The organism is Sporomusa termitida, assembly GCF_007641255.1.
Taxonomy (GTDB): Bacteria; Bacillota; Negativicutes; order Sporomusales; family Sporomusaceae; genus Sporomusa; species Sporomusa termitida.
The window spans coordinates 2287621-2300466 of sequence record NZ_CP036259.1 but is presented as its reverse complement, the minus strand read 5'-3'; the positions used below and the strand labels follow the sequence as shown (position 1 = coordinate 2300466).

Annotated in this window: 14 protein-coding genes and 1 other RNA gene; all 15 read left to right on the top strand. The window is 47.2% G+C overall.

The features are described 5' to 3' along the window. Nucleotides 1-90: 90 nt before the first annotated feature. A non-coding RNA gene (gene ssrS / locus SPTER_RS10695) (6S RNA) lies at nt 91-269 on the top strand. Between the two features lie 136 nt (nt 270-405). Continuing rightward, on the top strand, nt 406-1026 hold the full coding sequence (locus SPTER_RS10690; RefSeq protein WP_144350400.1) for an acetate uptake transporter: 621 nt from the start codon (nt 406-408) through the stop codon (nt 1024-1026). A 283-nt stretch (nt 1027-1309) separates the two neighbouring features. Next, the gene (locus tag SPTER_RS10685; RefSeq protein WP_211367541.1) at nt 1310-1789 is read left to right on the top strand and encodes a GNAT family N-acetyltransferase; all 480 of its coding nucleotides are present in this window, start codon (nt 1310-1312) and stop codon (nt 1787-1789) included. A gap of 283 nt (nt 1790-2072) precedes the next feature. Then, entirely contained in the window at nt 2073-3404 is a 1332-nt protein-coding gene (locus SPTER_RS10680; RefSeq protein ID WP_144350398.1) for a replication-associated recombination protein A, read from the top strand. Between the two features lie 123 nt (nt 3405-3527). Beyond that, nucleotides 3528-3962 (top strand): RrF2 family transcriptional regulator, encoded by a 435-nt coding sequence (locus SPTER_RS10675; RefSeq protein ID WP_144350397.1) that lies wholly within the window; start codon nt 3528-3530, stop codon nt 3960-3962. 1 nt (nt 3963) lies between these two features. Continuing rightward, a complete protein-coding gene (gene nifS, locus SPTER_RS10670) occupies nt 3964-5172 on the top strand; it encodes a cysteine desulfurase NifS (protein ID WP_144350396.1) in 1209 nt (402 codons plus the stop codon). 21 nt (nt 5173-5193) lie between these two features. Then, nucleotides 5194-5565 carry a Fe-S cluster assembly scaffold protein NifU gene (gene nifU, locus SPTER_RS10665; protein ID WP_144350395.1) on the top strand — a complete coding sequence of 124 codons (372 nt, stop codon included), beginning with the start codon at nt 5194-5196 and terminating at the stop codon, nt 5563-5565. Between the two features lie 7 nt (nt 5566-5572). Continuing rightward, a complete protein-coding gene (mnmA, locus tag SPTER_RS10660) occupies nt 5573-6658 on the top strand; it encodes a tRNA 2-thiouridine(34) synthase MnmA (protein WP_144352859.1) in 1086 nt (361 codons plus the stop codon). Between the two features lie 90 nt (nt 6659-6748). Further along, nucleotides 6749-7261, top strand: a complete 513-nt coding sequence (locus tag SPTER_RS10655) for a PRC-barrel domain-containing protein (protein WP_144350394.1) — start codon at nt 6749-6751, stop codon at nt 7259-7261. An 11-nt stretch (nt 7262-7272) separates the two neighbouring features. Beyond that, entirely contained in the window at nt 7273-7470 is a 198-nt protein-coding gene (locus tag SPTER_RS10650; RefSeq protein ID WP_144350393.1) for a hypothetical protein, read from the top strand. A gap of 79 nt (nt 7471-7549) precedes the next feature. Beyond that, nucleotides 7550-7672, top strand: a complete 123-nt coding sequence (locus tag SPTER_RS25645; protein ID WP_281289520.1) for a hypothetical protein — start codon at nt 7550-7552, stop codon at nt 7670-7672. 99 nt (nt 7673-7771) lie between these two features. Continuing rightward, complete coding sequence (locus SPTER_RS10645) at nt 7772-8797, top strand: AI-2E family transporter (protein ID WP_144350392.1); 1026 nt, start codon at nt 7772-7774, stop codon at nt 8795-8797. Between the two features lie 88 nt (nt 8798-8885). Beyond that, nucleotides 8886-11504, top strand: a complete 2619-nt coding sequence (gene alaS, locus SPTER_RS10640) for an alanine--tRNA ligase (protein ID WP_144352858.1) — start codon at nt 8886-8888, stop codon at nt 11502-11504. Nucleotides 11505-11632: 128 nt separating this feature from the next. Then, nucleotides 11633-11890 carry an IreB family regulatory phosphoprotein gene (locus SPTER_RS10635; protein ID WP_144350391.1) on the top strand — a complete coding sequence of 86 codons (258 nt, stop codon included), beginning with the start codon at nt 11633-11635 and terminating at the stop codon, nt 11888-11890. Between the two features lie 74 nt (nt 11891-11964). Next, nucleotides 11965-12837, top strand: a complete 873-nt coding sequence (locus tag SPTER_RS10630; protein ID WP_246105568.1) for an aldo/keto reductase — start codon at nt 11965-11967, stop codon at nt 12835-12837. Nucleotides 12838-12846 lie beyond the last annotated feature (9 nt).

Genomic DNA, 12846 nt, shown 5'->3' with positions numbered 1-12846 from the left:
CATTTTATATTGGAAGAATATACCGACCCCTAAACTCTTGCAATTGCGTGATTTATTTGATAATATAAAGTCGAATAAAAAAATCGCGCTTATCCCCTGTTGTGTGCGTGTAATGTCTATGTTTTGAGCCAACACATCCACTTTGGGAGCCTGTCTCTGGTTATGGCCTGTATGCCCTGCTGTAGGGGGGACACAAAAAATAACCAGGCGCGCACCCACCTGCCGAGGGCAGGTTCAAAACAGAGGCAATACGGCATGATGGGGAATGAGCGTGTTTTTTTTTTATGCCCTCTAATCTGCTTATTCTTAAAATTACAAATTTTTTCAAGACTTTGCTCGACAAGAATTGACGTTTCACATAATTTATGATATCTTTATTGAGTAAATTTTATAGAGGGGGATATCATGAGCAACACACCCGGTGAAGTACAAAAAATTTCTGAAGTTATCGCTGACCCTACTCCATTAGGAGTCTTTGGTCTGGCCATGGTAACACTGGTGGCCGCATCGCAAAAACTAGGCTGGACATCAGGTACGGCATTCCTTATCCCTTGGGCTTTTTTCCTAGGAGCCACGGCTCAGCTTTTTGCCTCATACTGGGATTTTAAACACAATAATCTTTTTGGTGCCACTGTTTTAGGTGCTTTTGGTCTGTTCTGGTATAGTGTGGCCATGGCCTGGATGATCAAAGGCGGAGTATTTGGGGCCGCTCTTGCTGCCCAGGCTGATGTGAGCCAAATGGGATTCGCATTTTTTGGTTACTTCATTTTCTCGGTATTTGCGACCGTAGCATCCCTGGATACAAACAAGGTATTTATCGGGATTATGGTTTTGATTGATGCACTGTTAATCTGTCTTGCCCTTGATTCCTGGGGATTTCACTGGGCCCATTCTATTGCAGCCTGGTCTGAGCTGGGGATCAGCATCCTCGGTTTTTATGCCAGCGGCGCTATTTTTCTTAACAAGTTTGCCGGCCGGGTTGTCCTGCCTATCGGTAAACCGCTTGGTATCCTAAGGCGGGTTTAAGTAAGACATAGCATTAAATGCAAGCTTTATAAATGAATGCAAACACGACTGTTGTATCCTTAGTTTTTAGGTATACAATGGTCGTGTTTTTTAGCCTTCACTGCCGAACGGGATTTATCATAATTGCGCACTTGCAGTAAGTCATCTTCAGCGTTTGCAATAACTATTACACACCAATCGGTAATTTACTGGAAATAAGGTAACTCACCGTGGTAAAATGTTACTGTATAAAATATTGAGCTACGAATAATTATTCGCGGGAAATTTCAGCTATACTAAATCCATGAAATTGTACGAAAGTGGTGCCAATATGGAATATTTAATTGAGAAACTGGATCCTTCGAATTATAAAAAATGTGCCAATATATGGAATATGGATAAACAACCAAATGCTCAACAATGGTTTAATGAAATAGTCGCAGGAAACAGAATTGTTTTTGTATATAAGGTTAATGATGATTTCATTGGCGAAGGGGCGCTTGTATTTGAAAATGAAGATCCAGACTACACCATAAAAGGTCAACGGATTTATCTCTCACGAATGATTGTAAAATCGGAATATCGGCACAAAGGAATTGGCGGCATAATTATCGATTACCTTGTCAATTATGCGAAACAAATCGGATATAAAGAAATGTCACTCGGTGTTGATATTGATAATATTAGGGCGCGTCATTTGTATGAGAAAAAAGGATTTACAAATATAATCTTTGAGGGTGAAGATGAATACAGTAAATATGTAAAGTTGATAAAGACTTTATAACCGTACCTTATGATCATATGAAAAATATCGCATCTATATTCACAGGCAGAAGCAAGGGCCGGCAGCGCTGCCGGCCCTTGCTTCTGATAAAATATATTTGCGCTTTTCGGTTATAAGTCTTAGCTTCAGATAAACTCCGTCACCGATCAAACTGCTAATGATTCTTAAATTTTCAACCAGGATTTTTGCGTGGATACTTAGAATACTTACGTTTATTGATTTTACGAGTGCTATAAAAAATTTCGAACATACTGGCCAAAAGCAGTAAAGGATGGTCAACAATATGGATTTGTTTTCTTCAAATTTATTTGAATCCCAATTAGCCGATAATAGACCTTTGGCAGTTAGAATGCGGCCCCAGACGCTGGCAGACTATATTGGGCAGGAAGAGCTAATCGGCCCTGGTAAATTCTTACGGCGGATGATTGAAAATGACAATATGCCGTCAGTCATTCTCTATGGCCCGCCGGGTACTGGCAAAACAACCCTGACCCATATTATTGCCCAAACAACCGGCTGTTATTTTGAAAATTTAAATGCGGTAGCGGCCGGTACCGCCGATATCAGGAAAGTGGTGGAGAGGGCGAAAGAGCGGCTGCGGCTCCAGCAACGGCGGACCATTTTATTTGTCGATGAAATTCACAGATTCAACAAAGGCCAGCAGGATGTCCTGCTGCCTTATGTTGAAAACGGTACTGTTATATTAATTGGGGCCACCACGGAAAACCCTTATTTTGAGGTAAATTCGCCGCTGCTTTCGCGCATGCGCGTAGTTCGTCTCAAACGCCTTGACGAGCAGGGGCTTGTGCGGATTCTGGAACAGGCACTGACGGACCGTGAACGCGGGCTGGGGCAGCGGGAACTGATTTATACCGCAGATACGCTGCTTAAGGTTGCGGCCATAGCCGGAGGCGATGCCCGGACCGCACTCAATATCATCGAACAGGCGGCAGCCATGCTGGACCCCGGACATCCGGGCATACTAAGTCCGGAGGTTATCGAGGCAGTGGCTGGTGAGAAGCTGCAGGCCTATGATAAAAAAGGCGATAATCACTATGATGTTGTGTCGGCGTTTATTAAAAGCATGCGGGGGTCGGACCCGGACGCAGCCCTGCACTATCTTGCCCGGATGTTAGAAGCCGGGGAGGATGTGAAGTTTATTGCCAGAAGGCTGGTTATTTGTGCTGCCGAAGATATCGGCAATGCCGACCCCCAGGCACTTGTTGTGGCCATGGCTGCCGCTCAGGCCGTACAGTTTATTGGGATGCCTGAAGGCCGGATTCCGCTGGCCCAGGCTGTTGTGTATCTGGCCTGCGCGCCGAAAAGTAATGCGGCCTACAAGGCGGTTGATGCCGCGCTCGAAGATGTTCGCCGGCTTGATTTTGGCGCTGTGCCGCCCCATCTTTGTGATGCGAACTACCGTGGGGCCCGCAGCTTTGGCAATGGCAAGGGCTATCTGTATCCGCATGACTATAAAGAAGGTTTTGTTAGGCAAGAGTATATGCCTGATAAGCTTAGACACCGCCAATACTATCATCCGACCCGCCATGGCCGGGAAGCCGGGTTTGCAGAAAGATTAGCCCAGCTAAAAGCCCCAAATAATGGCGAAGAATAGAGCTGCTATTACCGCAAATAATAAAAGCAAATTCACCTTTGACAACTTGTTGCAATTTTGGTATATTAAAAAAAAGAAAACCTATCGTAATACTCGGAAAAGATCAGAGTGGGAGAGGTTGCCGTGAAACTGTCAACAAAAGGACGCTATGGTGTTGCCGCCATGTATGATTTGGCCTTGCATTATGGTCAGGGTGCTATTTCACTCAAAAGCGTAGCTCAGCGCCAGGGAATATCAGAACACTATCTGGAACAGTTAATGGGCACATTAAGGAAGGCCGGTTTTGTAAAAAGCGTGCGGGGGGCCCAGGGCGGCTATTCGTTAACGAAAGAACCGGCGCAAATATCTGTCGGTGATATTATCCGGATTATGGAAGGTCCGATTGCCCCGGTGGATTGTCTGCTCGCCGATGATGGCAGCAGGACTTTCTGTTCACGGGTTAATATATGTGTAACCCGCGGTGTTTGGGCTAAGGTAAGAGACAGCATCACTTCGGTGCTGGATTCTATTACGCTTGCTGATTTATGCAATGAAGAAAAGGGACAAGGAGATGAGTAGTATGAAACGTATTTATTTTGATCACTCGGCTACTACCCCGGTTAACCGGGAAGTTGCTGAATCAATGCTGGAATATATGACCGAGAAATACGGCAATCCTTCCAGCGTCCATTCTTTTGGCCGTGAGACCAGGAAAGCGGTTGAAGAAGCCCGGGAAAAGGTGGCTGCTCTGATTAATGCCGCTCCTAATGAAATAATCTTTACCAGCGGGGGCACCGAGGGTGACAATCTGGCGATTAAAGGTGTGGCTTATGGCAACCGCAAAAAAGGCAATCATATAATTACTACCGCCATCGAGCATCATGCTGTGCTACATACCTGCGAATATCTTGAAAAACAGGGTTTTACTGTTACCTATCTGCCGGTCGATGAGCATGCCATGATCAGCATGGACGACTTAAGAAATGCGATTACCGATAAGACAATTCTGATTAGTATCATGTTTGCCAATAATGAGGTGGGAACTATCCAGCCTGTGAAAGAAATTGGCCAGCTAGCCAAAGAAAAAGGGATTTATTTTCATACAGATGCTGTTCAGGCCGTTGGCAACTGTCCGATTGATGTTAAAGAGCTTAACATCGACCTGCTTACCATGTCCGGCCATAAATTCCATGCCAGCAAAGGTGTTGGGGCTCTTTATGTCCGCCGCGGCGTAAAAGTCGAGGAAATTCAACACGGAGGCGGACATGAACGAAACATGCGGGCCGGCACGGAAAATGTACCGGGAATTGTTGGTTTGGGTAAGGCGGCGGAAATAGCACGGCGGGATATGGATGAAAAAGTGGTGTTTATTAAAGGTTTGCGTGATAAGATTATTGCCGGCATCACCGAAAAAATTCCCCACATCCGGCTTAATGGCCATCCAGAGATGAGAATGCCAGGCAACGTTAATTTTAGCTTTTTATATATAGAAGGTGAATCTCTCCTTTTAAATTTGGACTTAAAAGGTATTGCTGCCTCCAGCGGTTCAGCCTGCACTTCCGGCTCACTTGATCCGTCACATGTATTACTGTCGATGGGACTGAGCCATGAGGTGGCCCATGGCTCACTGCGTGTTTCCCTGGGACGGGGCAATACCGAAGAAGAGGTTGATTTTTTTCTGGCGGTATTGCCGGAAATTGTTGAACGGCTGCGCAGTATGTCTCCGCTTTATGGCAGTGCCGCTGACTTTAAACCATCTAATCCCTGCTCTAGTTGTCATCACCACTAAATAGCGAGAGGAGAAAACATTATGTACACTGATAAAGTTATGGATCATTTTACTAATCCCCGTAATGTAGGTGAAATTAAAGATGCCGCCGGTGTGGGCGAAGTGGGGAATGCCAAATGCGGCGATATCATGCGGATCTATTTGCAGGTAGAGAATGATATCATTACCGATGTAAAATTCAAAACCTTTGGCTGTGGTGCCGCCATTGCCACCAGCAGTATGGTAACAGAAATGGTAAAAGGAAAAACCCTGGACGAAGCCCTGGAGATTTCCAATAAGGCAGTTGCGGAAGCCCTGGGCGGATTGCCGCCTGCCAAGATGCACTGTTCCAACCTGGCAGCAGATGCGCTGCATGAAGCGATAAAAGATTACATTGCTAAAAAAGGAAAGTGATAATTTAATGGCGGTCAAACCCAGAGTGGTTGTAGCCATGAGTGGAGGGGTGGACAGTTCTTTAACTGCCGCCCTTCTTGTTCATCAAGGCTATGATGTGATAGGCGCAACAATGCAAATATGGGAAAAAGAACAGGCTGATGATAATCCGGACAGCAGGGGCTGTTGTTCAATCACAGCTGTCGATGATGCGCGGCGGGTTGCGAACAAATTGGGCATTCCCTATTATGTTCTTAATTTCCGGGATATGTTTCAGGCAACGGTCATTGATTATTTTATGGCCGAATATACGGCCGGCCGGACCCCGAATCCCTGCATTGCCTGCAATCGTTATCTAAAGTTTGAAGGCTTTCTAACTAAAGCGCTGGCCCTTGGTGCTCAATATGTTGCGACAGGGCATTACGCTCAGATTATGTATGACAACGAGCGCCGGCGTTATATCCTCCGCAAAGGGATAGACCCTGCCAAGGATCAGTCCTATGCGTTGTATCACCTTAATCAGCAGACGCTGCAGCATTTTTTAATGCCTTTAGGCCGCTTTGCCAAAACTGACACCAGAAAAATGGCCAAAGAGCTGGGACTGTCGGTTGCCGATAAGCCTGACAGTCAGGAGATCTGTTTTGTGCCCAATGATGACTATAAAGCCTTTCTGAAAGAAAAAATCCCTGCTGCTTTGACCCCGGGGTTTATTGTCGATACCAGCGGCAACATACTGGGCAGACATCAGGGCGTGCAGTTATACACCATTGGGCAGCGCAAAGGTCTGGGGTTAGCAGTGGGCAAACCTTTGTATGTTGTTGCGCTGGATGCGGAACACAACCAGGTAGTTGTTGGTTCAGATGAGGATGTTTTTGCGGCCGAGCTTATTGCCGGTGATCTTAATTTTATCACTATTGATAAACTGGCGGAGCCGCTGGCCGTAGAGGCCAAAATACGGTACAGTGCGCCGGCTGCCCCGGCAACTGTCAGCCCGCTCGGCAACGGCCAGGTCCAGGTGCGGTTTGCCACGCCCCAGCGGGCGATTACCCCTGGGCAGTCGGTAGTTTTTTATCATGATGATATTGTTATTGGCGGCGGCATTATTATCAGGTAATTTGCTGGATAAATTTTTCTCAGACATGCCAATGATATAAAGACTTCGATTCTGGTTATACTAATACTACAATCTGTTGTGGAGGCCGATATGCAAAAATTACGCGAATTGTTTGGCCTGCCTGTGCTGATTACCGGTACTGGTGTACAGATTGGCGAGGTACAAGAAGTTATTATTGACTTGGAACAGGCGGCCGTGCGGGGGATTGTCCTGGCCGGTGCCAATTGGTTCAGTAACGACCAGGGGATTGTGTTTGAGGATTTATTCAGCGTAGGCAGAAGCGCCATTATGGTCCGGGCTAACTATGCCGTTCAGGAGCTAACACCGGCAATGATGCCAGGGACCGTAAAATATGTGCGGGATTTGCTGGACAAGCAAATTTATACTGATACCGGATTAAGTTTAGGTATATTGGTTGACGCTATTTATGACAATACCACCGGTGAGATAAAGGCTTATGAGATTTCAGACGGCCTGATCACCGATTTGCTCTATGGTCGCAGAATTATGCCGTTGCCGCAAACACAAGTTGTTGGTCAGGATAAATTAATCGTTCCAGACACAATGACCGATCTTCTTATACCTGAATCTAAAGAGGTGTGAGGTGTGGGGGTATGACAACTTGTCCTGTGTGCGGGCTGCGGGGAATCGGTAAAGTGGGTGCCGACCAGTACTATTGTTGGGATTGTTGTGTAGAGTTTACGGTGCGGAATCAGGATGTTAAAATTTTTAATGTCGAGTCTGACGGCACATTAACACTATATGACAATTTGCTGCAGGGTACTGTTAATTTAGAGGTACAAAAGGGGTGATATGATGCGCAATAAGTTTTGGCAAGGGTTGCTTTGGGGTGGACTTGTAGGAACAGCACTTGGCGCCATCATAGGTCCCATGGCTAAACCACAGAAAAAACCGCTGTTTGAATGTAGTGCCGACACGGTTGCCGATACTACCCGCGATTTGATGCGGGGCGCGCGCCGGGCGCGCAAGCGGTTGATGAAAAAGCTGGATTGATATCCGGTAATAGGGAGGCCAAAAGGTCTCCTTTTTTTACATTGTCAGCTGGTATAGCCCCTGTAGTGCCGCCGGGTTCTTATTGACAAGGAGGAAGGTATGCATTTTACGAAAAAGCATGTCCGTCTTGCAATTATAATCTTATTTTTGCTGGGAATTGTGTATTTTTTTTGGCTTGTCCGCAGTGGCTTATATCCGTTTATTATTGCTTTAATACTGGCCTACCTGCTTAATCCGCCGGTTTGCTATCTGGAGAGAAAAGGGCTGTCAAGGGGATTAGCCATTACCCTGGTCTATGTTGTTTTATTTACGATTGTGATACTGGGCGGCGCGCGTCTTGTTCCGGTTTTGGTCAGGGACCTGGAAAGCTTTGCGAAAGAACTGCCCCAGATATTAAAGAAAGTGGAAGAGTTATTTTATCTTATCCAGAATCAGTATCACAACTCTGTATTACCCTATTCAATGCGGCTTGCCATTGATGATGCGCTATTATCACTACAACAGGCCGGTCAGGGTTTTGTCCGTGATTTGACTGACAGCATAATGGGCTTGGTTACCCATTTTATCGGGCTGGCAATCACCCCGATCTTAGCATTTTATTTTTTGTACGACTGGCGGCAAATCAAAGAAGGTTTTACGCTGCTGATTCCCTGCCGCTGGCGCCATGAATACATGTTAGCGTTAAAAGATGTGGATAAAGTATTAAGCGGGGTAATCAGAGGGCAGCTGATTGTGGCTGTCATTGTCGGTGTTTTGGTAAGTTCAGGGCTATATCTGTTTAAAGTGCCCTTCGCCTTACTTATTGGCATTGCTGCTGGTTTGCTGGATGTGATCCCTTATTTTGGCGCCTTTATCGGGGCAACACCGGCAATAACGCTGGCTTTGCTGGAATCTCCGGTACTGGCCGTAAAAGTGGGCTTATTATTTTTTATCATTCATCAGCTGGAAGGCAGTATCATTAGCCCCAAAATCCTGGGAGAAAATGTGGGTTTGCATCCAATTACGGTTGTTTTTTTTCTTTTTGCCGGCGGCGAGCTATTCGGAATCATTGGCATGCTGTTGGGCGTGCCGGTGGCGGCGGTAGGCAAAGTATTAATTAAACACGGCATCAGGATGTTGGTCTAAACCCACACCAAATATTGACACTAAATCTTAAATTGTAGTATAATTCCAGAATAATGGAGTAAATATAGCATATTGGAGCTGATTGAAGTTGAAACAATTAACCGGAAACGAATTGCGCAAACTGTTTCTGGATTTTTTTGCTGGTAAAGATCATCTGGTTCAGGCCAGCGCATCACTCATTCCTGAAAATGACCCGTCCCTGCTCTTAATTGGCGCCGGCATGGCTCCTTTTAAACCCTTTTTTACCGGCAAAATGAAACCACCTCATCTGCGGATTGCCACAAGTCAGAAATGCGTCCGGACCGGCGATATCGAAAATGTAGGCCGGACTGCACGGCATCATACTTTTTTTGAAATGCTGGGCAACTTTTCGTTTGGGGATTATTTCAAAAAAGAAGCAATTGCCTGGGCCTGGGAATTCCTGACTGAATACCTGGAAATGCCCAAGGATAAGCTTTGGATTACCATTCATACCGGTGATGATGAGGCCTTTGCCATCTGGCATGATGATATCAGAATACCGGCGGACCGCATCATCAGAATGGAAGAAAACTTTTGGGAGATCGGCCCCGGCCCTTGCGGACCTTGTTCGGAAATCCATATTGACTTAGGCGAGGACCGCGGTTGCGGCCGGCCGGACTGCACCGTTGGCTGCAACTGTGACCGGTATTTGGAGATCTGGAATTTGGTATTCACTCAGTTCGACCGGGACGAAGCCGGCAATTATACGCCCCTGGCCAAGAAGAATATCGACACCGGGGCCGGGTTGGAACGAATTGCCTCAGTTTTACAAAATAAACGGTCTAATTTTGAAACCGATTTACTTTATCCAATTATTGAGTATGCTGCCGGTATTGCCGGTGTTACCTACGGCCGGTCGGCCAAACAGGATGTATCGCTTAAGGTAATTGCCGATCATGGCCGGAGTATGACCGTGATGATTGGTGACGGGGTATTACCCTCGAATGAAGGACGCGGCTATGTATTGCGGAGAATTCTGCGCCGGGCGGTGCGCCATGGCCGCCTGCTGGGAATTGAGAAGCCGTTCCTGACCGATATTGTTGATATTGTTGCCAAGCTTTTTGCCCAGGCCTATCCTGACATTCATGATAAGCAGGAGTATATTAAAAAAGTTATCCAATTGGAAGAAGAACGTTTCCATAATACCCTGGCCCAGGGGATTGAACTGTTAAACAGGCAGATTCAGGAACTTGCCCGGACCGGTGAGACGCTGCTGGACGGGGCAACCGCTTTTAAGCTGTATGATACCTACGGCTTCCCCTGGGAGCTTACCGAAGAAATCCTGAGTGAACATAATATGATGCTTGATAAACAGAGTTTTGATCAGGCTATGGCCGGGCAGCGTGAACGGGCCCGTTCTGCCCGCCAGGACAACGGCGAAAAAACAGTTATTCCCGATTTATCAGGTTTGGTAACAGAATCTCTCTGCTACAACCCGGAAGCTGAACAGGCTAAACTGGTTTTATTATTAAAAGAAGGCATTGTTGTGGCAGAAGCCTTTGACGGGGATGAAGTCGCTGTTATTCTTGATGTTAGTCCGTTTTATGCCGAAGGCGGCGGACAAGCCGGCGATACGGGTGTGCTTATCAGCCCGCTGGGCAAGATGGAGGTGACCACAACCCGCAAACTCCCTGACGGCACGATTTATCATGTCGGTCAGATCAGGGAAGGGCTGTTAAAAACAGGCGAGGCGTTGCAACTAGTGGTTGATTATGAAAGACGCCGTCATATTGCCAGGAACCATACGGCAACTCATTTGCTGCATGCCGCCTTAAAACAAGTATTAGGCGGACATGTCAATCAGGCCGGCTCAGCTGTTGACAGCAGCCGATTGCGGTTTGATTTTACCCATTTTGCGCCTGTTACCGAGCAAGAGCTGGCTGAGGTGGAGAATATCGTTAATCAAGTGATTTTGGACAATACCTGCGTAGGCATTATTGAGACAACGCAGGAAATCGCCCGCGGCATGGGGGCCATGGCTCTCTTTGGTGAAAAATATGGTGACAAGGTACGGGTTGTTGTTGTAGATAATTTTAGTAAAGAACTGTGTGGTGGCACCCATGTCGGTGCGACGGCGGAAATAGGGTTGTTTAAGATTGTCAGTGAAGCCGGTATCGGGGCCGGGCTGCGCCGGATTGAGGCGGTTACGGGTTATGGGGCTCACGATTACTTAAAAGCGCAGTCAGAGCTTATTAAAGAAGCCGCAGTCGCCCTCAAAACCCGGCCGGAGGAAATCGCCGCCCGGATTGAGGGGCTCAATACCCGGGTGCGCGACCTGGAAAAAGAACTAGGGATACTTAACACCAAACTGGCGAAAAATGAAGTACAGGAACTCCTGGCTGCAGTCAAAGTGCTTAATGACGTTAACGTCGTAATAGGTCAGGTAGCGGCAGCAGATATGGAAAACCTGCGGTCAACCGGCGACATGGTCCGCGAGCGCCTGCAGTCCGGGGTTGTGGTACTTGGCGCTGTTAACGGGGATAAAGTTAATTTTATTGCGATGGCCACGCCCGATTGTGTTGCTAAAGGTGCTCATGCCGGGCAGATTATCAAAGAAACTGCCAAAATTGCCGGCGGCGGCGGCGGCGGCCGGCCGGATATGGCGCAGGCCGGCGGTAAGCAGCCGGCGAAGATCGGTGAGGCTTTAAAAGCTGCTGAGCAGATAATCAAGACACAGATTAAATAAATTTTCTTTTTTACAGGCAGGCCTAATGCCTGCCTGTAAAAAAATAAAATGATCTACAGGAAAACGCCAGCCCAGGTAGAATATATAGGGTAATACCTTGTAGATAATATAAGGAAGGAGGGGGCTTCATGACCAACATTTCTCAGGAAACGATGATGTTTAAAGTCAATAATGACGATACCAATGCAGCGGAAGTAATCCTGACGGCTGTTTACCAATCCTTAAGGGAAAAAGGCTACAATCCCATTAATCAGTTGGTCGGATACCTTTTATCCGGCGATCCGACCTATATAACCAGCCATAATAATGCCCGCAGTCTGATTCGGAAGCTGGAAAGAGATGAAATTATTGAAGAGTTAGTGCGGGCCTATCTTAAAAATAAGTAATGGAATATCGTGTACTTGGTCAGACAGGTCTTAGTGTTTCCAGATTATGTTTTGGCGGACTTACTATTGGCCCCTTGCAGTCAAACCGGCCCTTGGCCGACGGAGTTGCCGTTATTCAGGCGGCATTTGACGCAGGGGTCAATTTTATTGATACGGCCGAGCTGTATGGTACCTATCCTTACATACGGGGGGCGTTAACCAGGACCGGGCAGAACATTATTGTTGCTTCCAAAGCTTATGCTTACACCTATGAGGCCATGCGGGCCAGTGTCGAAGCGGCCTGCCGGGAGTTAAACCGCGACTATATCGATATCTTTATGCTGCATGAGCAGACCTCGCGTATGACTTTGCAAGGACATGCGGCAGCATTGGCCTATTTGAGTGATGCCAAGCAGCAGGGGCTGATAAGAGCAGCCGGGGTGTCAACACATACCATAGAGGTGGTACGGGCGGCGGCGCTGATGGCAGAAATTGACGTAATTCATCCGCTTATTAATAGCAAAGGGATTGGCATTACTGACGGCACAGCCGAAGAAATGCTGGCGGCTATCCGCTTCGCCGCCGGCTGCGGCAAAGGCATATACGCGATGAAAGCACTAGGTGGCGGTCATTTGAGCAAGCAGGCTGAACAGGCTTTCGCCTGGGTGCTGGCTCAGCCTGGTATTGCATCAGTTGCTGTCGGCATGCAGACAAGGGATGAGGCAGTTCTTAATGCGGCAGTATTCTCGGGCCAACCCCCGGACAGCAAATTGTGGGTTAAAGTGGCTAAAACGCCCCGCCGGCTGCTGATTGAGGATTGGTGTGTCGGTTGCGGACAATGCGGGCAGCATTGTCCGATGCAGGCCATAACCATTGTTAATCATAAAGCGCGGGTAGCGCGGGAACAATGTGTATTATGCGGCTATTGCGGGGCCTATTGCCCGGAATTCTGTTTAAAAATAATTTGATTGGCAAAA

Coding starts and splice junctions, on each gene's coding strand:
- SPTER_RS10690 (WP_144350400.1), top strand. CDS start 406: ATGAGCAACACACCCGGTGAAGTACAAAAAATTTCTGAAGTTATCGCT.
- SPTER_RS10685 (WP_211367541.1), top strand. CDS start 1,310: ATGAAATTGTACGAAAGTGGTGCCAATATGGAATATTTAATTGAGAAA.
- SPTER_RS10680 (WP_144350398.1), top strand. CDS start 2,073: ATGGATTTGTTTTCTTCAAATTTATTTGAATCCCAATTAGCCGATAAT.
- nifS (WP_144350396.1), top strand. CDS start 3,964: ATGAAACGTATTTATTTTGATCACTCGGCTACTACCCCGGTTAACCGG.
- nifU (WP_144350395.1), top strand. CDS start 5,194: ATGTACACTGATAAAGTTATGGATCATTTTACTAATCCCCGTAATGTA.
- mnmA (WP_144352859.1), top strand. CDS start 5,573: ATGGCGGTCAAACCCAGAGTGGTTGTAGCCATGAGTGGAGGGGTGGAC.
- SPTER_RS10655 (WP_144350394.1), top strand. CDS start 6,749: ATGCAAAAATTACGCGAATTGTTTGGCCTGCCTGTGCTGATTACCGGT.
- SPTER_RS10650 (WP_144350393.1), top strand. CDS start 7,273: ATGACAACTTGTCCTGTGTGCGGGCTGCGGGGAATCGGTAAAGTGGGT.
- SPTER_RS25645 (WP_281289520.1), top strand. CDS start 7,550: ATGGCTAAACCACAGAAAAAACCGCTGTTTGAATGTAGTGCCGACACG.
- SPTER_RS10645 (WP_144350392.1), top strand. CDS start 7,772: ATGCATTTTACGAAAAAGCATGTCCGTCTTGCAATTATAATCTTATTT.
- SPTER_RS10635 (WP_144350391.1), top strand. CDS start 11,633: ATGACCAACATTTCTCAGGAAACGATGATGTTTAAAGTCAATAATGAC.